Consider the following 21,352-nt stretch of genomic DNA (forward strand, 5'->3'; position numbering starts at 1 on the left):
CGAATGGCCGTCCATACGCGTACGAGATGATCTATGCGGGTGGCAGCCTCCGTGGCTACGCCGACGCCGTCGTCGAGCTGATCGAGATGCTCATCCCCGCGTACACGGCGCTGGCGAACGACGACGAACGCGCTGCGGCCCGTCTCCGCCTCACACTGGACGTCCAGGTCAGGCTGCAGGCGCGGCTGGCCGCCGGCGGCATGCTGCAGGACTGCACGCCCGAGCAACGCGCACTGATCCTCGGCCGCAGGGATGTCCAACCGAGCCCGCTCCGATGGGATGCGCCCGTTCCGCTCGTACTGATCACTTCGTTCTATGAGCCGGTCGGGTCAGCGGCACGGCCGGAGGGGCCCGCCGACCGGCAGATATGGCTGGACCCGAGTACCGATTGGACGCTTCTGACCAGCCTCCACGCTGCGGGAGCCATCCACGTCGGCGCCCGTGGTGCACAGAACCGAACCCAGGAATCCGAGAGCGATACTTAAACCATGGCAGCGCCAGAAGTGCTCGCGGTCCTGAACGTACGCGACCGCCGTCAGCTCGGGACGATCGAGCTGACGGCCGACGGCGAGCTGCTCGCCGCTCCCCGCGGCGTTCGCCGAATGGTCGAGCAGATGTCGGAGACGCGAGGATGGAGCCCGCGGGAGGCGTTCGACGGGCTTCGCGGGTGGAGCAACGGCTACCTCGAGATCGTCGCGACGGTGCCCGTCGCGCGGACGTTCGACGGTGCCGACCCGGAGACCGGTGAGCCGTTCTTCAACTCCGACCACCCGATCGTCGAGGACGACGCCGAGCGCCGGCGGCTGGCGGACTATCTGCGGGCCGGGCGGCCCATCCTGACGACCACCGCCCTGGAGATCGACCGGGTCGACCGCTCACGTGGCAAGGCCGTGCCGCAAAGCTTCCGGACGGACGGCGGCTGGATCTGGACCGACACGGTCACCTACTACCTGGAAGTGCACGGGCTGGCACCCGATCCCGAGCTCCGCGCGCACATCGCCGCCGCGCGATACGAATGCCCGGAGGTCGACGACGCCTCGGCCGAACGCGCGCTGAGACACCTTTACCGCTCATCGGGCGGCGAACGGCAGGCGCCACCGGCCGCCGACGGCGGCGGCTCCCCCGCCTTCACCGTCTCCGGCGACCCGGCACCGCCGCCGATCACGTTGCGGAGCGGCGACGGCACCCTCAACGTGGCATCGAACCTCACGCCCGAGGAGTTCGAGATCCTCGAGCGCATGCGGCAAGGTGTACGGGATCGGCCGCCGGGAGAGCAGCCGACCTGAAAGACCGTCGGGAGACCAGCCGGTCTGAAACACCGTCGGGAGACCGGCCGACCTAAAAAGACAAGTCCCGCCGCCACGCGAGCGTGACGGCGGGACCTTCGATCTCTGCGCCTAGATGGCGACCTCGAGCTTGGCGACCTCACCGGTCTCAGCGGTCACCTGCGAGTCGATGCTGACGCCGCCAGGGGCGAGCACCCGGATCGTCCAGTCGCCCGGCGCGGCGAAGAAGCGGAAGACCCCTTCGTCGCTGGTGACGACCTCACCGGTGAACTCCCCGGTCGCGTCGAGCAGGCGCGCGTAGGCGCCGGACACCGGCGCGCCCTCGCGTACGACCGTGCCCTGGATGACCGCTTCGTTCGCCAGGTCGACCGTGGCAGGCAGGCTCGCCGTCTGGGCCGGCGCTCCGCAACTGTCGCTCATTTGTTCCTCCTTGGGATGCGCGTCCTTGTGCGACGACCGGCTACTTGGCGTCGCCGAGCTCGATCGGCACGCCCACGAGCGAGCCGTACTCGGTCCAGGAGCCGTCGTAGTTCTTGACGTCGGGCAGGCCCAGCAGCTCGTGCAGGGCGAACCAGGTGTGCGACGAGCGCTCGCCGATGCGGCAGTAGGCGATGGTCGGCTTCGACAGGTCGACGCCGGCCTCTTCGTACAGCTTCTGCAGCTCGTCGTCGGACTTGAAGGTGCCGTCGTCGTTGGCGGCCTTCGACCACGGGATGTTGCGCGCGGTCGGGACGTGGCCGGCCCGCTGCGCCTGCTCCTGCGGCAGGTGCGCAGGAGCGAGGAGCTTGCCGGAGAACTCGTCGGGCGAGCGGACGTCCACGAGGTTCTTCGAGCTGATGGCGTCGACGACCTCGTCGCGGAACGCGCGGATCGTCAGGTCCTGCTCCTGGGCGACGTAGTCCGTCTTCGGCCGCGACGGGACCGCCTCGACGAGCTCCCGGGAGTCCAGCTCCCACTTCTTACGGCCGCCGTCGAGCAGCTTGACGTTCTGGTGCCCGTACAGCCGGAAGTACCAGTACGCGTACGCGGCGAACCAGTTGTTGTTGCCCCCGTAGAGGATCACGAGGTCGTCGCCGGCGATGCCCTTCTCGGAGAGAAGGTTCTCGAACCCGGTCTTGTCGACGAAGTCGCGGCGGACCGGGTCCTGGAGTTCGGTCTTCCAGTCGATGCGAACGGCGCCACGGATGTGGCCCTTCTCATAGGCGCTGGTGTCCTCGTCGACCTCGACGAGGACGACACCCGGGTCGTCGAGGTGAGCCTGCACCCAGTCGGAATCGACCAGGACGTCGGAGCGGCTCATGCGTTGGTCCTCCTTGGTGGAGTTCGGCGGATCGTTCTTCGGGTGTTCGTGGCATGGCCGTGTTGTTGGAAAGAACCCGGCCTACGGTGCGGCCCGCCTCGGAGCGAGCCGCCGGATGAGCAGATAAGCCTCACAGCCCAGGCAGAACCCGAAGGCGGCGTTGAGGACCGCCGCGACGAGCGCGAGCGCCGTCGCGGTCATCCCCAGTGCCGGAACCTTCGCGGCGTATCCGACCACCCCGATGAGGGCGAACGCCGCTCCCACTCCCTGTGCGAAGCGCGGCGGCGCCTCCGGCTCGAGCTCACGGGGAGCATCGAGCCGGGGTCGGACGAGTGCCTGGTAGATCAGGCCGTACGGGGCGTTACGGAGACCGAAGAAGACTCCGACGAGGAACACGACGGCCTGGGCCGCCAGTAGCAACCAACTACTGCTCACGAGGACGACGATCAAGACGATTGCGGTGAGGGTCGCGCCGAAACGCTGACCCCGTGGGTCGACCTGCATCGGCTGATGCTCCTGGTGACTGCGGTGGTGCGACGGGCTGGACGGGCTAACTGCCTCAGGCCGCAGGACAGAGCGCGGTGGCGACGCGGCAGAAATCGACCGCCCGTCGCTTCGTCAGCAGCTCTGTCCAGGAACGCACGGACACGATGGTAAGCGCCGTCTCGCTCCGCGTAAAACCCCGTCTCGACCATCGAGACGTGAAACACTCCCCCAGGACACCCCAGGACCTGGGCTGACGCCCGCAGAAGGATCTTGAATCCGCCGGGCGCAGGGGCCGCGCCGCGCCCGGGACGCGCCTCACGCGACGGCCTCGCCGAGAGCGGCGATGATGTCGACCTTGCGGGGCAGGCCGGAGGCGCGGCGTACGATCCGGCCGGAGGCGTCGAGCACGAACACGGTCGGGGTGCGCAGGACGTTCAGTCGCCGTACGAGGTCGAGGTTGGCCTCCGCGTCGAGCTCCACGTGCGCCACGCCGTCGACCATTTCGGCCACCTCGCCGAGGACCCGCCGGGTCCCGCGGCAGGGCGCGCAGAACGCCGAGGAGAACTGCACCAGGGTCGCCCGGTCGCCGAGGTCGGCGCCGAGGTCGGCGGCGTCGAGACGCTCCACGTCACCATCCTTCCGCGCGCGCAGCACACCATTGCGGTGCCGCCAGATCAGGCCGAACACCGTGGCGAAAATGAGCGCCGCCACCGCGACGTATACGCCGGTCATCACCTGTCACAAGGCGCGCACGGCCCCCGGCATTCCCGCGACTCTCCGTGAAGTCGCCGCTCGCCCGTCTCCGGGCCTTCCCGCAGCTCGCCGCGGCCTCGCCACTCGGCCCGGATCCGGGTGTTCTCGCGGGTCTCAGACCCGTACGCTGAGCAGCCGTTTGCCGTCGACGGTGCGCACCTCCACGGCGGCGATCCGGTCCCGGGGGATCATGGAGGATCCGGCGAACTCGGCGGACCCCTCGTACTCCACCTGCCAGCCTCCCGCGACGTCCCGCCGTCCGTCCCGGTCGACGGCGACCAGCCGGCACCGGGACCCCGCCGGCGCCCCGGTCAGGCGGACCGTGAAGGCCGTCCCCCACTCCTTGGACCACATGGTGATCTGGGCGCTGACGCCCGTCGCGGCGTCCTTGCCCCGTACGGTCGTGCCGCCGGCCACCGTCGGGCCGGGCGTGGCCGTCCAGCCGGGGGTGGGAGTGGCGACCGGCCGGTCTTCGCCGAGCCGGAGGCCTCCCGCGACCCCCGCCCCTCCCATGATCACGGCGGCGGCCGCGGCCACCGCCAGCCACCTGCGGCTCCGGCGGTCCCGGGTCCGGTGCTCGGCGGCGGCGCGGCCGAGCATCGACTCGAGCAGTTCCCGCGGCGGAGCGGCGACCTGCGCGATCTGCTCCTCGGTCACCCGGCCCAGCAGGGCGGGCAGGCCCGCCAGGCCCGCCAGCTCGTCGCGGCACCGGCGGCAGTGGGTCAGGTGGGCGTCGACCACGGCGCGTTCGGCGGGGTCGATCGCGCCCAGGACGTACACCCCGAGCAACGCCCGGAGATCGGCGCACTGGGTGTTCCGCATCATGGCGCCAACCCCCGCTCCTCCAATGCCAGTTTCAGCGCCCGTAGCGCGTAGTACGTCCGTGACTTGACCGTCCCGGGCGGTATTCCGAGGACCGCCGCCGTCTCGGCGACCGAACGTCCGCGGTAGTACGTCTCGACCAGCACGGCCCGGTGCTCGACGCTGAGGTCCGCGAGCGCCTCGGCGACCGTCCACGACTCGAGGGCACGGTCGATGTCGTCGCCCGCCGGCACGGCGGCGAGCGCCTCCTCACCGGTCTCCGGCGGCCGCGATCTTCGCGCCCGGTGCCCGTCCACCACGAGGTTGCGGGCGACCGTGAACAGCCAGGGCCGTACGGGACGGCCGACCAGCGCGCCCGGATGACGCCAGGCACGGAGCAGCGTCTCCTGGACGATGTCCTCGGCCTGCTGACGGTCGCCGCCGGTCAGCCGCAGGACGTAGCCCAGGAGCGGCCCACCGTGCTCCGCGTACAGTGCGCGCAGCAGCCGATCGTCCGCAGTCGGTCCCACACTCAGAACACGTACGGCGGGGACGGAAGGTTCACACCGATCAGTGGACGTTCAGGCTCGAAAGTTTGACGTTCTGTGCGGTGGTCGATACGCGCAGGCCCTCGGGCTTGACCTGGACGTCACTGATCCGCGTGCCGAGCGGCAGACCCTTGACGGGCATCGTGAAGGTGAACGCCTGACGGACGAGGCCGACCGGCACGGCCATCCCGCCCGCCTTGACCTTCTGCGGGACCACGCGGACGCTCCGGCCGGACGGCTCCACCGTCACGGTCGCGGTGACGGTCCGGGTGACGCCCAGCACGGTGTACGGGCCGCGCACCTGCAGCTCGGACCCCTGGGCCGAGACCTTCATGTTGTTCGGCGCCTGCTTGTTCACGTCGTCGTAGCCGATGGTCGCCGTGGAGGTCGCGGTGTCGGCGACCATCTTCGAGGCGTCGCCGTGCATCGCGTCGGACATCGGCGCGGTGACGCCCTTCAGCGCGACCGTCGTGTCGGTGAGCCGTACCCCTTGCTCGGTGAGCTCGCCGACGTTGACGTCGATCTCGTCGTACCGCCCGTCGAGCGCCTGGGTGAGGAACGGGAAGCCCTTGATGGACACCTTGGGGGTGTGGTCGAGCGTGTACTGCGCACGGACGTTCTTGGCGATCTCGTTCTGCGCGACCCGGCGGCCGATGATGTCGCCGGCGATGAAGACCCCGCCGAGCACGACCAGCAGAATCAGGCAGGTCACCAGTGCTTTGCGCATGTCTCTCCCGATCGGCGGTAGGCGAACACCCTATCGAGGGCGCGGCGTCCGTCGAATCACACTGAATGGTGAGATCGGCTGAACACCGGATCGGCCGCGAGGACCACCTCACCCGCCCGCGAACGGGGGCAGGACCTCGACCGTGCCGTCGTCGGGCAGCGCCACACGGGCGGGGTCCCTCGTGCCGACCGGAGCGCCGTCCACCAGGAAGGAACTGCGGGCGAGCACCCGCTCGAACTCCGCTCCCCGCCCGGCCGAGGCGGTCGCCAGCGCCTCCGCCAGAGTCGCGGCGTCATAGGGCTCCTCCGCGGTCCCCGCCGCCGCGCGAGCGGCGGCCCAGTACCTGATCAGGCCCTTCGCCATGTTCTCTCTCCCGTGGTCTACACCACTCCGGTAGTGAGCTCTTTCCCTCTGTCCGATATCCTCGCCTACTAGGGATCCGGGCAGCGTCGCCCTCGGATCCTCGACGTCTTTTTAGGGCCACCAGATCGGGAGGCCGTATGAGTAGCCTGCTGTTGCTGACCAACGTGCTTGAACCCTCTGACGAGGTCCTGCCCGCTCTGGGCCTCCTTCTGCACTCCGTTCGGGTCGCACCGGCGGAGGGCTCGGCCCTCATCGACGCGCCTCCGTGCGACCTGGTGCTCGTGGACGCGCGCCGGGACCTCGCCCAGGCCAAGAGCCTCTGCCGCCTCCTGCGCACCACCGGTCTCGACGCTCCGCTGGTCGCGATCGTCACCGAGGGCGGACTCGCCGCGCTCACACCGGAATGGGGGCTGGACGACGTCTTCCTCCAGACCGCCGGACCGGCCGAGGTCGAGGCGCGGATCCGGCTGGCGCTGGGAAGGGTGGCCGCCGCCGAGCCCGAGGACGTGCCCGGGGAGATCCGCAGCGGCGAGCTGACGATCGACGAGGCGACGTACACCGCGCGGCTGCGCGGGCGCGTGCTCGACCTGACGTTCAAGGAGTTCGAGCTGCTCAAGTACCTCGCGCAGCACCCCGGCCGGGTCTTCACCCGCGCCCAGCTGCTGCAAGAGGTCTGGGGCTACGACTACTTCGGCGGCACCCGGACCGTGGACGTCCACGTCCGGCGGCTCCGGGCGAAGCTCGGCGCCGAGTACGAGTCGCTCATCGGAACGGTCCGAAACGTCGGCTACCGCTTCGTCGCCGACCACCGGCCGCCCACCGAGGAAGAGGTACCGGCCCACCACTGAGTGACGGCCGGTGAGGGTCAGCTCGGCGGCACGGCCGGTCCGGGTCCCTCCGGTGGCGGTCCTGCGGGGTACGGTCCAGCCGGCCCGTAGGGACCGCCCGGCTGTGGCGGTGGATACCCGCCCGGGGCGTAGGGACCCGCCTGCGGCGGCGGACCGTACGGAGCGTTCGGACCCGGCGGGAAGGGCGGCTGCTGCGAGCCGGGGCCGTACGGACCGGGCTGCTGCCGGTTACGACGTGCGCTCGAGGCGATAGCGACGATCACGCAGGTGAATATGCCGACCAGCAGCACCAGGATGATCAGCAATTCAAAGATCGACATCGTGTCTCCGTCTCGGCTCGGCCGTCTTCCGTAGAAGCGCGCTCAGCGAGAGCCGTAGGGGCCGTACGGGAAGTCCTGCGGGTCCTCGGGCGGGGCGTGCCGTGGCCCCCCGTACGCGGGCGGGTCGTCGTAGGCCCTGCGGCCGTAGGTGTCAGATGACCCGTACGAGTCGCGAGCGGCGCCGTACCGGTCCTGAGACGATCCGTACGGGTCCGCTGCGGGCCAGGAGGAGCCTCCGCCGTACTGATCGGCGGCCGGGCCGTAGTCGGGCCGAGAGGGCCGCTCCTGCGGGCGTCGCTGGGCGGGGACGTACGGCTCCCAGTCGGAGACGCCGGACGAGCCCGACCGGGGCGACGCGTACGGCTCACGCGCGGGCGAACCGTGCGGGTCGCTCGCGCGCGGTGGGTACGGGTCGCGGGGTTCGGCGTACTGGTCCCGCGTGCCGTACGGGTCTCGGGGCTCGGCGTACCGGTCGGGCGCCTCGGCGTACGTCTTCTCGGGGGCGAATCCGTACGGGTCGCGGGCCGGCTCGGCGTACGTCTCCTGAGGGGTGAATCCGTAAGGGTCGCGGGCCGGCTCGCCGTGGCCGTGGCGGTCACGGGCCGCCTCCGCGTACGAGGAGCCGTACGGGTCGTACGCCGGTCGGTGCGACGGCGCGGGCTCGAGTTCGAGATCGTCGTCCTCGTACCCGGCGTCGTACTCCGCCACGAACGCCTCGTCCGGCCCGGCGAGCGCCCAGCGGCGCCCCATCATCGCGAGCAGGAGAACGAAGAGCAGCACTCCGACGGGCACGGCGAGCACACCGGCCATGATCGGGAGTCCGGGATCGCCCACGAAGACCGCCTTCCGCGCAGGTGAGGGCCTGATCGTATGGCACCATGACCCCCCGATGGAACGGGTGCGGACAGATCTCCTGACATCGATGGTCAGACGACGGAGGGTTACGCTGCCGTTCGTGGACGTGATGACGCGGGAACTGCTGACGGATGACGAGGTCAGGGCCGCGCTGGCGGTCGTGGAGGCGGCGGCCGAGGCCGACGGGGTACGGCCGCTCGGCGAGAGTGCGCTGTTGCGGCTGCGCGACGGCGGCGGCGCGGTGCTCACCCGCGACGGCGAGGAACTGGCCGGGGTCGGCGTCCTCGACGGCGACGCCGCCGAGTTCGTGGTCCACCCCGCCTTCCGGCGACGAGGGCACGGCCGTGCCGTGGCCACCGCGCTGCTCGAGCAGGCCGGGTCGCTGCGGGTCTGGGCGCACGGGGAGCTGCCGGGTGCGGTGGCGCTGGCCGGATCACTCGGCTTCGTACGGTTCCGGGCGCTGTGGAAGATGCGGCGGCCCCTCGACACGCCGCTGCCGGAGGTGACGTGGCCGGACGGCGTACGGCTGCGCACGTTCGACGTGGGCGCGGACGAGGACGCGTGGGTGCGGGTCAACGCGCGGGCGTTCGCGGACCATCCCGAGCAGGGCGCGTGGACCCGTACGGATCTGGAGCGCCGGGAGCGCGAGCCGTGGTTCTCCCCGGAGGGGTTCTTCCTCGCGGAACGGGACGGCGAGCTGATCGGCTTCCACTGGACCAAGGTCCACGAGGGAGGGGTCGGCGAGGTCTACGTCGTCGGCGTCGACCCGGCGGCGCAGGGACTCGGGCTGGGCCGGGCGCTGACCCTTGCGGGTCTGCACCACCTGAAGGCGCTGGGCCTGCCGACGGTCATGCTCTACGCGGACGAGTCGAATACCCCCGCGACCAGGCTCTATGAGAGGCTCGGGTTCGAGCACTTCGCCACGGACGCGATGTACCGCGCCCCGGCTCCTTCGCCCCGCACCGGCTCGGCCACGAACGGCGATCGGTTCTGACGGGGCCGCATTCAGGCGTGTTAACCATACGGATGCCGCAAGGAACCCCTTCTTTTGCGAGAAGTCACTACCGCGTTCACCTTCCGTTCATCTGGATCGGAGTGAGTGGTCATCTCTCCTCCTTAGCGTCGGGTCGACGGTGCCCCCCGGCCTGAGACAGACCGGGGCCCCGCACGACTAAACCTTGAGGAGAATCTTCGGTGATCAACAGCACACGGCTGGCCGCCCTTGGCGGAGTGGCCCTTGCGGGTGCGCTCGCGCTGACCGCGTGCGGTACCGACAATAACGGCGGCAAGACCAGCACCGGTGGCGGCACGGCCGCGAGCGGTGACTGTGTGAAGACCCAGGTCAACGCCGCCGGGTCGACCGCCCAGGCCAACGCCATCAGCGAGTGGACCAAGGGGTACCAGCAGAACTGCGCCGGGGCGAACCTCAACTACAACGCCAACGGCTCGGGTGCCGGCATCCAGGCGTTCACGCAGGGCCAGGTGGCCTTCGCGGGTTCGGACTCGGCGCTGAAGCCCGAGGAGCACGGCCCCGCCGACGCGCGCTGCAAGACCGGCAAGGCCCTTGACCTGCCGATGGTCATCGGCCCGATCGCGGTCGTCTACAACCTGAAGGGCGTCGACGGCCTGCAGCTGTCGCCGACCACCCTCGCGAGCATCTTCGCCGGCAAGATCAAGACCTGGGACGACGCCGCGATCAAGAAGGACAACCCGCAGGCGAAGCTCCCGAGCAGCCCGATCAAGACGGTGCACCGCGCCGACGACTCCGGCACGACGGACAACTTCACCAAGTTCCTGACCGCCACCGCCCCCGACATCTGGAAGTTCGAGGGTGGCAAGAAGTGGACCGCTCCGGGCGGCCAGGGCGCGACCAAGTCCGACGGTGTCTCCACGGTCGTGAAGCAGACCGACGGCGCGATCTCCTACACGGAGATGTCCTACGCGACCAACGGCAAGCTGCAGGTCGCGAAGGTCGGCAACGGCGCGAACCAGTTCGTCGAGGCCTCCCCCGACACCGCGTCGAAGGGTGCGGCGGGCGCCCAGATCGTCGGGACCGGCAATGACCTCTCCCTCAAGGTCGACTACAAGACCAAGGACGGTTACCCGATCATTCTGTTCACGTACGAGATCGTCTGCGAGAAGGGCCTTCCCGACCAGCAGGCGAAGTTCGTCAAGTCGTACCTGACCTACACCTCCAGCCAGCAGGGCCAGTCGGTCCTCAGCGGCCTCGGCTACGCGCCGCTGCCCGACGCGATCCTGACCAAGGTCCAGGCCGCCGTTAAGGGCCTGTCCTGACCGAGCAGAGTGCCGAGCCGGTGCGGGTGACCCGTACCGGCTCGGCCGCATGTACGTAGTGAAGAGATCTCTATGAACGACAGGGTGAACCGGTGGGCACGGGAGGTCGAATGACCAGCGAGACCCTCGAACAGGGCGCGACCGGCGCTCTGGGCGGCAGAGCCCGCAAGATGAGTACCGGGCGCATGGGAGACCGGGTGTTCGGTCTGTCCGCCAAGGGCTCCGGGATCCTGCTCCTCGCCATCATGGCGGCGATCGCGGCGTTCCTGATCGTGAAGGCCCTGCCCGCCCTGCGAGCGGACAAGGCCAACTTCCTGACCTCGCAGGAGTGGAACCCCGACGCCGCACAATCACGCTTCGGTATCGCGCAACTGACCTTCGGCACCATCCTGTCGTCCGTGCTCGCGCTGATCATGGCCACGCCGGTCGCAGTCGGCATCGCGCTGTTCATCGCCTTCTACGCGCCGCGGAGACTGGCCGACGGGCTGGGCTATGTCGTCGACCTGCTCGCCGCAGTGCCCAGCATCGTGTACGGCCTGTGGGGTCTGCAGTTCTTCGTGCCGAAGATGAACACCGTCGCGACCTTCCTCCACGACCACGCGAGCTGGATCCCGCTGTTCGGCGGCGACTCCGTCGGCGGGCGATGCATGCTGACGGCCGGCATCGTGCTGGCGATCATGATCCTGCCGATCATCTCCTCGATCACCCGTGAGGTCTTCCTGCAGGTGCCGCGGCCCAATGTCGAGGCGGCCCTCGCCCTCGGCGCGACCCGCTGGGAGGTGATCCGGATGGCCGTCCTGCCGTTCGGACGCTCCGGCATGATCAGCGCCTCGATGCTCGGGCTCGGCCGCGCGCTCGGCGAGACGATCGCGGTCGCGCTGGTGCTCGGCTCGGCGGCGGGCATCAGCCTGCACCTGCTGAAGCCGGGCGGTAACACCTTCGCCGCCAACATCGCCAACACGTTCGCGATGGCAGGGAAGACCGGGCAGAGCGCGCTGATCGCCTCCGGCCTGGTGCTCTTCGTGATCACCCTCATCGTGAACATGGCCGCCCGGGCGGTCATCGCACGCCGGAAGGAATTCGTGTGAGCACCGTCAACCTCGCCGCCCGTCCGGGATCCGTAAGTTCAAGGACAAGCTCGCCCTCGTCCTGGTCTGCGTCGCGTTCGCGCTCGCCGTCATCCCCCTGGTCGCCGTGCTGTGGACGGTGGTCAAGAACGGCCTCAAGCGGTTCGACGGAACGTTCTTCAGCCACTCGATGAACGCGATCGGCCCCCGCGACGCCGGCGGTGGCGCTTACCACGCGATCATCGGCACCATCGAGCAGGTCGGCCTGGCCAGCGTCATCGCCATCCCCATCGGCGTCCTCACCGCGGTCTACCTCGTTGAGTACGGCGGCAACGGCAGGCTGGCGAAGGTCGTCACCTTCTTCGTGGACGTCATGACGGGCGTGCCCTCGATCGTGTCGGGCATGTTCGTCTTCGCCTTCTGGATCCTGCTGCTCGGCTTCGAGTACATGGGCTTCGCCGGCTCGATGGCGCTGTCGGTGCTGATGATGCCGACCGTCGTCCGGGCCGCGGAGGAGATGCTCAAGCTGGTCCCGAACGACCTGCGCGAAGCCTCGTTCGCGCTGGGCGTGCCGCGCTGGCGGACCATCTGCTTCGTCGTGCTTCCCACCGCGTTCACCGGCATCATCACCGGTGTGATGCTGGCCGTCGCTCGGGTCATGGGCGAGACGGCGCCCCTGCTGATGACCGTGTTCGTCACCACCGCCATCAACAACGACCCGTTCCAGGGCCCGCAGATGTCGCTCCCGCTGTTCGTCTGGGACCAGGCCCAGCTGCCGCAGCAGGTCGCCATCGACCGGGCGTGGGCCGGCGCGCTCACGCTGATCCTCTTCGTCATGGTGCTCAACCTGGCGGCGCGCCTCATCGCCCGCCTCCGCAAGCCCGTTACCCGATAGGAGTAGTCCCCACATGGCCAAGCGGATCGAGGTCTCCGGGCTGAACGCCTACTACGGCAAGACCCGGGCCATCGAGGACATCTCGATGACGATCGAACCGCGCTCGGTGACCGCGTTCATCGGCCCCTCCGGGTGCGGCAAGTCGACCTTCCTGCGGACCCTCAACCGGATGCACGAGGTGATCCCGAGTGCTCGCGTCGAGGGCAAGGTGCTCCTCGACGACCTGGACCTGTACGGAGCGGGCGTCGACCCCGTCGCCGTGCGCCGGGTGATCGGCATGGTGTTCCAGCGCCCGAACCCGTTCCCGACGATGTCGATCTACGAGAACGTCGTCGCGGGCCTGAAGCTCAACGGCGTCCGCCGCAAGGGGCAGCTCGACGAGATCGTGGAGAAGTCCCTGCGCGGCGCGAACCTGTGGAACGAGGTCAAGGACCGGCTGGGCCGCCCGGGGGCGGGCCTGTCCGGTGGTCAGCAGCAGCGGCTGTGCATCGCCCGCGCCATCGCGGTCGAGCCGCAGGTGCTCCTGATGGACGAGCCGTGCTCGGCGCTGGACCCGATCTCCACGCTGGCGATCGAGGACCTCATCGCCAACCTGAAGGACCAGTACACGATCGTCATCGTCACCCACAACATGCAGCAGGCGGCGCGGGTGAGCGACCGTACGGCCTTCTTCAACCTCGCCGGGCCGGGCAAGCCGGGCCGGATGGTGGAGATCGACGAGACCAACAAGATCTTCACGAACCCGGGCGAGAAGGCCACGGAGGACTACATCACCGGTCGCTTCGGCTGATGGAAACGGCAGGGGCGGGGCCGTCGGCCCCGCCCGCGGACCGGCGGCCCGTCGTGCCGCCGGTCACCGCTTTCCGGAGTCAGGCGAACAGGTGCATGACCCAGTACGCGATCGCGGCGACGATCCCCGCCGCGGGAATGGTGAGGACCCACGCCATCACGATGTTGCCCGCGACGCCCCAGCGGACCGCCGACAGGCGTTTGGTCGATCCGACGCCCATGATGGCCGCGGTGATCGTGTGAGTCGTGGAGACCGGGGCCTGCCAGATGAACGCGGTCGCGTACAGGATGCTGGCCGCGGTGGCCTCGGCGGCGAAGCCCTTCGGGGGGTCGAGTTCGATCACCTTGCGGCCGAGGGTCCGCATGATGCGCCAGCCGCCGGCGTACGTGCCGAAGGAGAGCACGGCCGCGCAGACCAGGATCACCCAGACCGGGACGTGCGAGTCGCCGCTCGCCTGGTAGCCCGTCGTGACCAGCGCGAGCACGATGATGCCCATGGTCTTCTGGGCGTCCTGCAGACCGTGACCGAGGGCCATGGCCGCAGCGGACAGCGACTGCGCGATACGGAACCGGCGGCCGACCTTGCCGGGAGTGGCGTTCCGGAAGATCCACAGCATCGCGACCATGATCAGGTAGCCGAGGACCAGGCCGATCAGCGGCGACAGCACCATCCACAGCACGATCTTGTAGAACACCCCGTGCCACAGCACGGTCGTGGACGCCGCCAGGGCCGCCCCGATCAGGCCGCCGACCAGTCCGTGCGTGGACGAGGACGGCAGGCCGAAGTACCAGGTGATGAGGTTCCAGACGATCGCGCCGATCAGTGCGGCGGCGACGATCGACAGGCCGTGCATGTCCTTGGGCGGATCGATGATGCCGCTGCCGACCGTCTTGGCGACGCCGGTGCCGAGGAACGCTCCGAGGAGGTTCATCACGGCGGCCATCGCCAGGGCCGCTCGGGGGGTGAGCGCCCGGGTGGAGACGGAGGTGGCGATCGCGTTCGCGGCGTCGTGGAAGCCGTTCGTGTAGTTGAAGAACAGCGCGATGCCCACGACGACGATGAGGGCCGTCAACTCCACGCCGGCGTTCCCTTCCTCGCTGCGGACGGACATCGCATGGTGGTCGACCGCTCTGACGACACGATGCTCACGATTCCTTGACCGCGATCGTCTCGACGATGTTCGCGACGTGCTCGAACGCGTCCGCGGCGGCCTCGAGCTGGTCGACGACCTCCTTGACCTTCAGGACGGTCAGCGCGTCGTACTTGCCGCTGAACAGCTCGGCCAGGAGCCGCCGGTAGGTCTGGTCGCCCTGGTTCTCCAGCCGGTTGATCTCGATCCAGTACTCGCTGAGGTCGCGCAGCCCGCGCAGCCGCGGCATGGCGTCGGCGGTCAGCTCGGCCGCGCGTTCGAGCACTTCAACCTGCGCGATGACGTCACGGGGCAGTTCCTCGATCTTGTACAGCAGGACGAGGTCGGCCGCCGCCTCCATGAAGTCCATGACGTCGTCGAGCGTCGAGGCGAGCCGGTAGATGTCCTCCCGATCGAAGGGCGTGATGAAGCTCTCGTTGAGCCTGCGCATGATCGCGTGAGTGAACTCGTCGCCGGCGTGTTCGCAGGCGCGCATCTTCTCCGCGATCCCCTCACGGTCGGCCCCTTCGCTGATCAGCTCCACGAGCAGCCTGGCCCCTGTGACCAAGTTGTTCGCGGAATCCGCGAACATGTCGTAGTAGCTGTCCTCACGCGGGGTGAGTCGGAATCGCACGTCCTTCTCCTGAAGTGCGGGAACAGTCCGCAGAGGATGGTACGGCTAACCAGCGGGAAAGCGAACCTTCGCCCCCCTGTTACTTCACCGCAACACGCCTCGCGCGGTCCGCTCCGTCGGCGAATCCCTCGGATCCATGGGCCATACGTGCCCCTGGTGCCCCGGTTTCGGACGTCTCAAACGATCTCTTGGTGGTCTACCCCTAGGGGGTATACAGTGGCCGGTATGCACGGGTATACGAACGACAAGGACGCCTACCTCGTCCGCCTGCGCCGCATCGAGGGTCAGGTGCGTGGACTCCAGCGGATGGTATCGGAGGACGAGTACTGCATCGACGTCCTCACCCAGGTGTCGGCCGTCACCCGTGCGCTGCAGTCCGTCGCACTGGGTCTGCTCGAGGACCATCTCGGCCACTGCGTCGCCGAAGCGATCAACGAGGGTGGCCCGGCGGCCGAGGAGAAGGTGAAGGAGGCGTCGGCGGCCATCGCGCGCCTCGTCAAATCGTGAGCCGGATCAGCGCGTGACGTCGCCGGGTCGGGCGTTCGCGAAGTGAGCAGTCGGCGCATCCCCGCGTGCGCCGACTGTGACGTCGCTCACAACCGTGTGCTGTGGCCGATCCCGAGCACCATGTCGATCTCATCGATCGTCAACGGCCGATCCGCCGTCGCGACAGCGCTGAGCATCTCGGAGTACAGCTCGATCTCATCCAACGCGACACGGTCATGGACGCGCATATCGAGGTTCTGGCGCACCGCGTCCACCTCCGTTCGTCCCCACACCTGTGGAAAGGCTACGCGCCTGATCCGCGTCGGCACATGACCCAAGAGGGCCATTCGGCGGCCACCCACCAAGGTGGGTCGGGGGCGTGGGTCGGGGGCCACCTCGGACTACCGACGGGTACGGTCCTCGTGGAGATGCTGCAGCAGCCGCTCGGCCGATGACTCGGGCAGGTCACGTACGGTGAGCCGCGCCACCGTGGCGGCGTCCACGCGCGCTCCGGCCAGCCGCGCCGCCTGCCGCGCCACGATCGCGTCGAACAGCCGGCGCACCGTCTCGGCGAACGCGAACCCCCGCGACCCACGCATCTCACCGAAACGCCCCAGCAGCTCGACGCGGAGCTCCTCGTCGAGCAGGTAGAGCTCGCGTTCGGCGAAACGCGAGAACAACTTCACGAGCTGCCGGTCCGTCGGCTCCCGGAACTCCACGACCGCCCCGAACTCCGCGCGGAACTCCGGGTTGGCGAGCAGGAAGCCGTCCATCTCGTCCGGCTCACTCGAACAGATCACCAGGAACTTGTCGCGCCGCTCCTCGATGTTCCGCAGCAGCGCCGTCACCGCGGCGGACGTCCGGTCGAGCAGCGACGCGTCCTCGATGAGCAGCACGCCACCGACCGCCCGGTCCACCTGGGCCGCGACCTTCGCCGCCGCGTCGGCGCCGGCGAGGTCGCGGGCGCTGCACACCACCACCTGCCCGGAGTCGAGGAGGTTCAGCGCGGCGTACATGCCGCCGATCAGCCCCGCCACGGTCCGCTTACCGGTGCCCGGCCGGCCCAGGAAGACCAGGTGACGGCTCGGGTGACCGGAGGGCACTCCCTGCGCCGCCCGCTCCGCCACGAGCCGCGCCTCGGTGACCAGGTCCCCGACGGTCTGCTTCACCTCGTCCAAGCCGATCATCTCGTCGAGGGAGCGCAGGAAGCCGTCGACGTCCCCCGGGGCTCGCAGGGCCGGCTCGATCTCCTCGGCGACTCCACTGAAGTCCTCCGGCGTCAGCACCAGGCGGTCGCGGGACGCCGCCCCGTACCGGTCGGTGTGCCGGGCGATCGCCCGGTCGAGGTACGCCTCGACCAGACGGGCGTTCACCAGGTCGCCGTACCCCCTCAGCCGCGGCAGGTCCGCCTTCACGGTCTGCAGCGCGGGCGCGTTGACCGTCACCCGCCGCTCGTCCGCCAGTACGTGGACGAGGGCCAGCCGGGTCTCGGTGTCGGACAGATCCGGCAGCCGGAACACCCGGAACATCCCGATCAACTCCGGGAAGTCGGTCGTCAGCCGCTTGTACGCGCCCGGCTCGCAGGTCGCGACCAGCGCCGCACCGTTCTGTCCGCTCTCCCGGGACCGCGTGACGGCGGAGGCCGACGCCACCGGATCGGACGCCCGCGACAGAGCCGCGTCGATCCACTCGAACAACAACGGAGTCGCGCCGGTCGGATTCCCGCCGGCCGGAGTCGTGTCGAAGACCCGCACCGGGTCGCCGTGCGCATCGGTGCCGTCGACGGTCCGCACGGAGCCGTCGCCGACACCCGCGTCGGCGAGCGTACGCGCGACGAGCCTCGCGAGCCGGCGCTGGCCGCTGTGCGGGGCACCGACGACCAGGAGCGCCGGGCTCGTCTCCTCGCCGGACGACGCCCGGCGGCGCACGTCGTCGAGCAACCCGGCGAGGGCGTCCTCACCGGAGACGAAACGGATGCCGAACCGCTCGGTCACCTCGGGCATGACCGCGCCGGAGGGCGGCGGCTCGATGTCGCCCACCGGACGCCCGGGCATCGGCGCGCCCAGGAGGTCGCCCATCATCGTCTGCGACATGATCATGGTGCCCGGCCGCTCCGGCTGCTGCCCCATCGTGCGCGTGCCCGGCGGCTCCGCGGAGCGCCCCTGTTCACCGAGGACCCGGGTACGCGGCGGCCCCGGCGCCCCGGGCGCGGCCCCGCCAGGACGAGGCGCCCCACCGGAACGCCCCACGTCACCGGGCCATGCCTCACCGCCAGGCCGCGACACGTTGCCGGGATCGGCCGCGTCACCGGGACGATGCGCACCGCCCGGGCGGGGCACGTCACCTGGGCGCGGCGGCATGTCACCGGGGCGCGAGGGCATGTCACTCGGGCTCGGAGGTACGCCACCCGGGCCCGGCGGTAGGCCACTTGGGTTCGGGGGTACGCCACCCGGGCCCGGCGGTACGAAAGGTCCGGGAGTGCCCGCTGGTATGAGCGGCGCGGGCGGCACGGGAGCACCCGCCGACGTGGGCGGCACGAAGGGCACCGGAAGACCTGGCGGCACGGGCGGACCGGAGTACGCCTGAGGCGGACCCACCATCGGAACCCCTCCGGCGTCCACTCGGGTACCACCGCCGGGGGCGTCGATGTACGTGGCGTCGGGTGGCCCGGCCGGACCGGACGGCCGGTCGAGCATGGTGGCCTCTCCGACCCGCTCCGGCTCCCACGCCACCCTGGTCGACGGCACGGCCTCAGGCCCGGCCTCGCCCGACGGACGCCACGCCTGTGTGGCGGGCGACGCAGCCGCAGAACCCGACTCGCCCGACGTAGACGCGGTCGCCGGCTCGCCCGACGGATCCCACGCCCGGGTGGCCGGCGGCGCAGACGCGGCCCCGGGCTCACTCGACGGATCCCATGCCCGGGTGGCCGGCGACACGGACGCAGAACCCGGCTCGCTCGACGCTGGGCCGGACTCCTCCGAGGCAGTCCACACTCGCGTAGCCGGCGGGGCAGCCGCCGGTGATTCGGCGTCCGCTTCCCCGGGCGCGTCGCCGGGCCGACCACCCGACGCCGCAGCGTCCGTCGTACCGCCCTCTGTGGCGGCAGACGGAGCCGCCGGACCGACTTCCGCCATGATTCCCGCAGGTCCGACACTCGCCGACTGCGGATCGGCCGTCTCGGACGAGACGTCGGAGCGAGCACCCGACGGTGCGGCGTCGCTGTCCGCCGAGGCGGCAGACCGAGTCCTCGGACCGACCTCCGCCATCGTCCCCGGAGAGCCGGGCGCTGCCGACGGCGGATCGGCGTCCGCGTCCCCGGCCGCATCGTCGGACCGAGCGCTCGACGCCGCAGCGTCCTTCGTATCTCCCATCGCGGCGGCAGAGGGAGCCGCCGAACCGACCTCCGCCACCGTCCCCGGAGAACCGGGCGCTGCCGACGGCGGATCGGCGTCCGCGTCCCCGGCCGCATCACCGGGCCGAGCGCTCGACGCCGCAGCGTCCTTCGTACCTCCCGAGGCGGCAGACGGAGTCCCGGGACCGACGTCCGCCATCATTCCCGCAGGTCCGGAACTCGCCGACTGCGGATCGGCAGTCCCGGACGAGACGTCGGAGCGAGCACCCGACGGCGCGGCGTCCTTGCCCGTCGAAGCGGCAGGCCGAGCCGCCGGACCGACGTCCGCCATCGTCGCCGCAGATCCCGCCGCCGCAGGAAGGACCACTTGTGGCGGGCCGACATCGGCCATCGTCCCCGGAGGACCGGCCGCCGCCGACCGCGAATCGGCATCGGCAGTCCCGGACGAGACGTCGGACCGAGCGCCCGGCGACGCGTCGTCCTTGGCCGCCGAGGCGGCAGGTCGAGCGACGGGAGGCGGACCGACATCCGCCATCGTCCCCGCAGACCCCGCCGCCGCAGGAGAGACCACCTGTGGCGGACCGACATCGGCCATCGTTTCCGCGGACCCCGCCGCCCCCGGCGGCGGATCGGCGGTCCCAAACGACGCGTCCGAGCCTGCGCCTGACGGCAAGGCGTCCCTGCCCGCCGAAGCGGCAGGTCGAGCGATCGGAGGCGGACCGACATCCGCCATCGTCCCCGCAGACCCCGCCGCCGCAGAAGAGGCCACCTGTGGCGGACCGACATCGGCCATCGTCCCCGCGGACCCGGCCGCTGCGGCGGGTGGTGGGGCCCAGGTGGGTGCCTGGCCCGGCGGGCCGGTGGGTGGCTGGTGGGCGACGGGTGGGGCTGCGGGCGGTGCGGCGGGTGCCTGGCGGGCGGGGTACTGCCGGGCGAGCGGGGCGAGGCCGGGCGTCGGCGTCACCGGGTCGGCGGATGCGGCGGAGCGGGCGCGGTCGGGGCCGAGGATCTCGGACAGGATCGCGACCGGGACGGGGAAGCCACGCGGCCGGGCCGGGATGCCGCCGCCCAGTCGGCACCAGGCGAGGTCCAGGGCGTACATCGTGGCCAGGAGGGCGCCCCGCGCGCTGGGCCGGAGTTTCTCGACGCGTCGCCGCAGGAGGGGCGGGAGCCGGTTGTCCTGGGGCCAGAACCGCCGGAGCGGGTGGTCCGGGCCGGTGAGGATCGCCTGGGTCGTGCGGCGGGTCTCGGGGTCGAGCCAGCCGATGACCTGTGCGGCGACGTCGCGCCGGACGACCGCGAGGTCGGCGGCCAGCAGCGCGGCCGCGATGAGGCGGGGTTCGACGTATCCCTGTTCGGCCGGATCGCCGGCGACCGGGGCGAGGGTGAGGGCGAGGTCGTAGAAGGCGTTGCGGAAGTGTTCGCCCGCGGACGCCTCGATGCGCAGCGCCGGCGCCAGGACGGGCGGGCATCGGGTGAGCCACTGCTGGACGATCGCCTGGTCGCCGTACGGAAGGGCGGCGTAGTCGACCGTGGGATTGTGCAGGGTGGATCCGAGGACGGCGAGGAGCGCGTCCGCACGGGGCCGGAAGCGGGCGTCCTGGCGCAGGGCGCTGGCCATCGCCCACATCGTGCGCAGGATGACGACGGCGGCGTCCACCCGATGGGCGCGCAGCCGCTCGGCGTACAGCCCGACCAGGGACTCCAGCGGTGGCGGGGTGAGCCAGCGAGGCCCGTCGACGTCGGGCAGCGGCCGGGCGCGGTACGGCGACCAGATGTCGAGCAGCTGGGCGTCCAGGCCGGAGTAGAACACCGGCGCGGCGGCGGACCACAGCATCACGCCCCAGCCGACGGCCACGGTGCTCGGCGTGGACGAGGAGAAGGCGCCCCACCAGTGCGGGTAGTCGAGAGGCGGGAGCGCCGCCGCCGACTCGACGGTCGCCCGTACGCGGGACGTCACGTCGGGCCGTACGTCGACGTCCACGAAGGGCAGCGCCTGCGGCGGCTCCTGGCTGAAGTCGGGGCCGGAGGGCACCAGGTGGGGTGGGATGCGCGGCACCGGCATGCCCTGTGACAGGGGGCGCGCCGACGTCCGCGTCATCGGCAGCCGGGGTGGCGGGCACAGGTGCCACTGGCCGTCGGCGGGGAGCCAGCGGTACCAGCGGGCCCACGCTCCGAACAGCCACCAGGTGCCGTCGGGCAGGACGAGCATCCGCCCGGCGGTGAGGTTCTGCCGCTGGAGGGGCGGGGTGGTGGCCCACCAGCCCGCCGTCACCATGGCGCGCGTGTCCCGCTCGACCACCGCGAAGGGATCCTGGGCGGCGGCCGAGGGCACCTCGCCGTACGCCTGCCCCCAGACCACCATGCAATGGTAAACGGCACGCCAAGCCCGCCCCGACCATCGGCCGTGGGCACTT

At 70.6% G+C, this 21,352-nt stretch carries 24 protein-coding genes; 9 read left to right on the forward strand and 15 right to left on the reverse strand.

Annotation, left to right across the window (positions count from 1 at the left end):
- The first annotated feature begins 26 nt into the window (after window positions 1-26).
- Both ACYVF7_RS54440 and ACYVF7_RS54445 read left to right on the forward strand, forming a co-directional pair.
- Window positions 27-485, forward strand: a complete 459-nt coding sequence (locus tag ACYVF7_RS54440; protein ID WP_460355642.1) for a hypothetical protein — start codon at window positions 27-29, stop codon at window positions 483-485.
- Between the two features lie 3 nt (window positions 486-488).
- Window positions 489-1,286 carry a hypothetical protein gene (locus ACYVF7_RS54445; protein ID WP_460355643.1) on the forward strand — a complete coding sequence of 266 codons (798 nt, stop codon included), beginning with the start codon at window positions 489-491 and terminating at the stop codon, window positions 1,284-1,286.
- A 111-nt stretch (window positions 1,287-1,397) separates the two neighbouring features.
- Here the strand turns inward: ACYVF7_RS54445 and ACYVF7_RS54450 are convergent, their stop codons facing one another.
- The 9 genes from ACYVF7_RS54450 to ACYVF7_RS54490 form a co-directional block, all read right to left on the reverse strand.
- Window positions 1,398-1,706: a DUF1416 domain-containing protein gene (locus ACYVF7_RS54450; protein WP_460355645.1), complete on the reverse strand. Its 309-nt coding sequence runs from the start codon at window positions 1,704-1,706 to the stop codon at window positions 1,398-1,400.
- A gap of 40 nt (window positions 1,707-1,746) precedes the next feature.
- Window positions 1,747-2,586: a sulfurtransferase gene (locus ACYVF7_RS54455; protein ID WP_460355647.1), complete on the reverse strand. Its 840-nt coding sequence runs from the start codon at window positions 2,584-2,586 to the stop codon at window positions 1,747-1,749.
- Window positions 2,587-2,667: 81 nt separating this feature from the next.
- The gene (locus tag ACYVF7_RS54460; protein ID WP_460355649.1) at window positions 2,668-3,090 is read right to left on the reverse strand and encodes a DUF4395 domain-containing protein; all 423 of its coding nucleotides are present in this window, start codon (window positions 3,088-3,090) and stop codon (window positions 2,668-2,670) included.
- A 55-nt stretch (window positions 3,091-3,145) separates the two neighbouring features.
- On the reverse strand, window positions 3,146-3,391 hold the full coding sequence (locus ACYVF7_RS54465) for a putative leader peptide (RefSeq protein ID WP_460355651.1): 246 nt from the start codon (window positions 3,389-3,391) through the stop codon (window positions 3,146-3,148).
- Window positions 3,388-3,804, reverse strand: coding sequence for a TlpA family protein disulfide reductase (locus tag ACYVF7_RS54470; RefSeq protein WP_460355654.1), 417 nt, complete (start codon window positions 3,802-3,804; stop codon window positions 3,388-3,390). The genes ACYVF7_RS54465 and ACYVF7_RS54470 overlap by 4 nt, the downstream gene beginning before the upstream one ends.
- A gap of 135 nt (window positions 3,805-3,939) precedes the next feature.
- Window positions 3,940-4,650 (reverse strand): zf-HC2 domain-containing protein, encoded by a 711-nt coding sequence (locus ACYVF7_RS54475; RefSeq protein WP_460355656.1) that lies wholly within the window; start codon window positions 4,648-4,650, stop codon window positions 3,940-3,942.
- Window positions 4,647-5,162: a sigma-70 family RNA polymerase sigma factor gene (locus tag ACYVF7_RS54480; protein ID WP_360887961.1), complete on the reverse strand. Its 516-nt coding sequence runs from the start codon at window positions 5,160-5,162 to the stop codon at window positions 4,647-4,649. Before ACYVF7_RS54480 ends, ACYVF7_RS54475 begins: the two co-directional genes overlap by 4 nt.
- A 34-nt stretch (window positions 5,163-5,196) precedes the next feature.
- The gene (locus tag ACYVF7_RS54485; protein ID WP_460355659.1) at window positions 5,197-5,901 is read right to left on the reverse strand and encodes an LmeA family phospholipid-binding protein; all 705 of its coding nucleotides are present in this window, start codon (window positions 5,899-5,901) and stop codon (window positions 5,197-5,199) included.
- A gap of 108 nt (window positions 5,902-6,009) precedes the next feature.
- The gene (locus tag ACYVF7_RS54490) at window positions 6,010-6,264 is read right to left on the reverse strand and encodes a MoaD/ThiS family protein (RefSeq protein ID WP_460355661.1); all 255 of its coding nucleotides are present in this window, start codon (window positions 6,262-6,264) and stop codon (window positions 6,010-6,012) included.
- 137 nt (window positions 6,265-6,401) lie between these two features.
- On the opposite strand from ACYVF7_RS54490, the gene ACYVF7_RS54495 reads away from it, so the two are divergent.
- Entirely contained in the window at window positions 6,402-7,112 is a 711-nt protein-coding gene (locus ACYVF7_RS54495; protein WP_460355663.1) for a winged helix-turn-helix transcriptional regulator, read from the forward strand.
- Window positions 7,113-7,129: 17 nt separating this feature from the next.
- On the opposite strand, the gene ACYVF7_RS54500 is transcribed toward ACYVF7_RS54495, so the two are convergent.
- Window positions 7,130-7,432 (reverse strand): hypothetical protein, encoded by a 303-nt coding sequence (locus ACYVF7_RS54500; protein WP_460355666.1) that lies wholly within the window; start codon window positions 7,430-7,432, stop codon window positions 7,130-7,132.
- A 42-nt stretch (window positions 7,433-7,474) separates the two neighbouring features.
- Window positions 7,475-8,266, reverse strand: coding sequence for a hypothetical protein (locus ACYVF7_RS54505; RefSeq protein ID WP_460355667.1), 792 nt, complete (start codon window positions 8,264-8,266; stop codon window positions 7,475-7,477).
- A 130-nt stretch (window positions 8,267-8,396) separates the two neighbouring features.
- Here ACYVF7_RS54505 and mshD point away from each other — a divergent pair, with 130 nt between their 5' ends.
- From mshD to pstB, 5 genes are all read left to right on the forward strand, one after another.
- Complete coding sequence (gene mshD / locus ACYVF7_RS54510) at window positions 8,397-9,281, forward strand: mycothiol synthase (RefSeq protein ID WP_460358586.1); 885 nt, start codon at window positions 8,397-8,399, stop codon at window positions 9,279-9,281.
- Between the two features lie 200 nt (window positions 9,282-9,481).
- A complete protein-coding gene (gene pstS, locus ACYVF7_RS54515) occupies window positions 9,482-10,582 on the forward strand; it encodes a phosphate ABC transporter substrate-binding protein PstS (RefSeq protein ID WP_460355669.1) in 1,101 nt (366 codons plus the stop codon).
- 110 nt (window positions 10,583-10,692) lie between these two features.
- A complete protein-coding gene (gene pstC, locus ACYVF7_RS54520; protein ID WP_460355672.1) occupies window positions 10,693-11,670 on the forward strand; it encodes a phosphate ABC transporter permease subunit PstC in 978 nt (325 codons plus the stop codon).
- Between the two features lie 61 nt (window positions 11,671-11,731).
- Window positions 11,732-12,544 (forward strand): phosphate ABC transporter permease PstA, encoded by an 813-nt coding sequence (pstA, locus tag ACYVF7_RS54525; RefSeq protein WP_460358587.1) that lies wholly within the window; start codon window positions 11,732-11,734, stop codon window positions 12,542-12,544.
- 13 nt (window positions 12,545-12,557) lie between these two features.
- Complete coding sequence (pstB, locus tag ACYVF7_RS54530; RefSeq protein ID WP_460355674.1) at window positions 12,558-13,334, forward strand: phosphate ABC transporter ATP-binding protein PstB; 777 nt, start codon at window positions 12,558-12,560, stop codon at window positions 13,332-13,334.
- 79 nt (window positions 13,335-13,413) lie between these two features.
- Here the strand turns inward: pstB and ACYVF7_RS54535 are convergent, their stop codons facing one another.
- Entirely contained in the window at window positions 13,414-14,445 is a 1,032-nt protein-coding gene (locus ACYVF7_RS54535) for an inorganic phosphate transporter (protein WP_460355677.1), read from the reverse strand.
- Between the two features lie 34 nt (window positions 14,446-14,479).
- Window positions 14,480-15,097, reverse strand: coding sequence for a DUF47 domain-containing protein (locus ACYVF7_RS54540; protein WP_460355680.1), 618 nt, complete (start codon window positions 15,095-15,097; stop codon window positions 14,480-14,482).
- Between the two features lie 225 nt (window positions 15,098-15,322).
- Between ACYVF7_RS54540 and ACYVF7_RS54545 the strand changes: the two genes are divergently transcribed.
- On the forward strand, window positions 15,323-15,604 hold the full coding sequence (locus ACYVF7_RS54545) for a metal-sensitive transcriptional regulator (RefSeq protein WP_433180068.1): 282 nt from the start codon (window positions 15,323-15,325) through the stop codon (window positions 15,602-15,604).
- A gap of 86 nt (window positions 15,605-15,690) precedes the next feature.
- On the opposite strand, the gene ACYVF7_RS54550 is transcribed toward ACYVF7_RS54545, so the two are convergent.
- Window positions 15,691-15,849: a hypothetical protein gene (locus ACYVF7_RS54550; protein ID WP_460355682.1), complete on the reverse strand. Its 159-nt coding sequence runs from the start codon at window positions 15,847-15,849 to the stop codon at window positions 15,691-15,693.
- Window positions 15,850-15,984: 135 nt separating this feature from the next.
- The gene (locus ACYVF7_RS54555) at window positions 15,985-21,300 is read right to left on the reverse strand and encodes a hypothetical protein (protein WP_460355684.1); all 5,316 of its coding nucleotides are present in this window, start codon (window positions 21,298-21,300) and stop codon (window positions 15,985-15,987) included.
- Window positions 21,301-21,352: the final 52 nt, after the last annotated feature.

Source organism: Actinoallomurus acanthiterrae (assembly GCF_054775715.1).

What these genes read in the sequence shown, in the direction of transcription:
- ACYVF7_RS54450 (WP_460355645.1), bottom strand. Translation starts at nt 1,706, where the DNA reads ATGAGCGACAGTTGCGGAGCGCCGGCCCAGACGGCGAGCCTGCCTGCC.
- ACYVF7_RS54545 (WP_433180068.1), top strand. Translation starts at nt 15,323, where the DNA reads ATGCACGGGTATACGAACGACAAGGACGCCTACCTCGTCCGCCTGCGC.
- ACYVF7_RS54455 (WP_460355647.1), bottom strand. Translation starts at nt 2,586, where the DNA reads ATGAGCCGCTCCGACGTCCTGGTCGATTCCGACTGGGTGCAGGCTCAC.
- pstC (WP_460355672.1), top strand. Translation starts at nt 10,693, where the DNA reads ATGACCAGCGAGACCCTCGAACAGGGCGCGACCGGCGCTCTGGGCGGC.
- pstB (WP_460355674.1), top strand. Translation starts at nt 12,558, where the DNA reads ATGGCCAAGCGGATCGAGGTCTCCGGGCTGAACGCCTACTACGGCAAG.
- ACYVF7_RS54490 (WP_460355661.1), bottom strand. Translation starts at nt 6,264, where the DNA reads ATGGCGAAGGGCCTGATCAGGTACTGGGCCGCCGCTCGCGCGGCGGCG.
- ACYVF7_RS54485 (WP_460355659.1), bottom strand. Translation starts at nt 5,901, where the DNA reads ATGCGCAAAGCACTGGTGACCTGCCTGATTCTGCTGGTCGTGCTCGGC.
- ACYVF7_RS54495 (WP_460355663.1), top strand. Translation starts at nt 6,402, where the DNA reads ATGAGTAGCCTGCTGTTGCTGACCAACGTGCTTGAACCCTCTGACGAG.
- ACYVF7_RS54475 (WP_460355656.1), bottom strand. Translation starts at nt 4,650, where the DNA reads ATGATGCGGAACACCCAGTGCGCCGATCTCCGGGCGTTGCTCGGGGTG.
- ACYVF7_RS54555 (WP_460355684.1), bottom strand. Translation starts at nt 21,300, where the DNA reads ATGGTGGTCTGGGGGCAGGCGTACGGCGAGGTGCCCTCGGCCGCCGCC.
- ACYVF7_RS54445 (WP_460355643.1), top strand. Translation starts at nt 489, where the DNA reads ATGGCAGCGCCAGAAGTGCTCGCGGTCCTGAACGTACGCGACCGCCGT.
- ACYVF7_RS54440 (WP_460355642.1), top strand. Translation starts at nt 27, where the DNA reads ATGATCTATGCGGGTGGCAGCCTCCGTGGCTACGCCGACGCCGTCGTC.
- ACYVF7_RS54470 (WP_460355654.1), bottom strand. Translation starts at nt 3,804, where the DNA reads ATGACCGGCGTATACGTCGCGGTGGCGGCGCTCATTTTCGCCACGGTG.
- mshD (WP_460358586.1), top strand. Translation starts at nt 8,397, where the DNA reads ATGACGCGGGAACTGCTGACGGATGACGAGGTCAGGGCCGCGCTGGCG.
- ACYVF7_RS54535 (WP_460355677.1), bottom strand. Translation starts at nt 14,445, where the DNA reads ATGTCCGTCCGCAGCGAGGAAGGGAACGCCGGCGTGGAGTTGACGGCC.
- ACYVF7_RS54460 (WP_460355649.1), bottom strand. Translation starts at nt 3,090, where the DNA reads ATGCAGGTCGACCCACGGGGTCAGCGTTTCGGCGCGACCCTCACCGCA.
- ACYVF7_RS54500 (WP_460355666.1), bottom strand. Translation starts at nt 7,432, where the DNA reads ATGTCGATCTTTGAATTGCTGATCATCCTGGTGCTGCTGGTCGGCATA.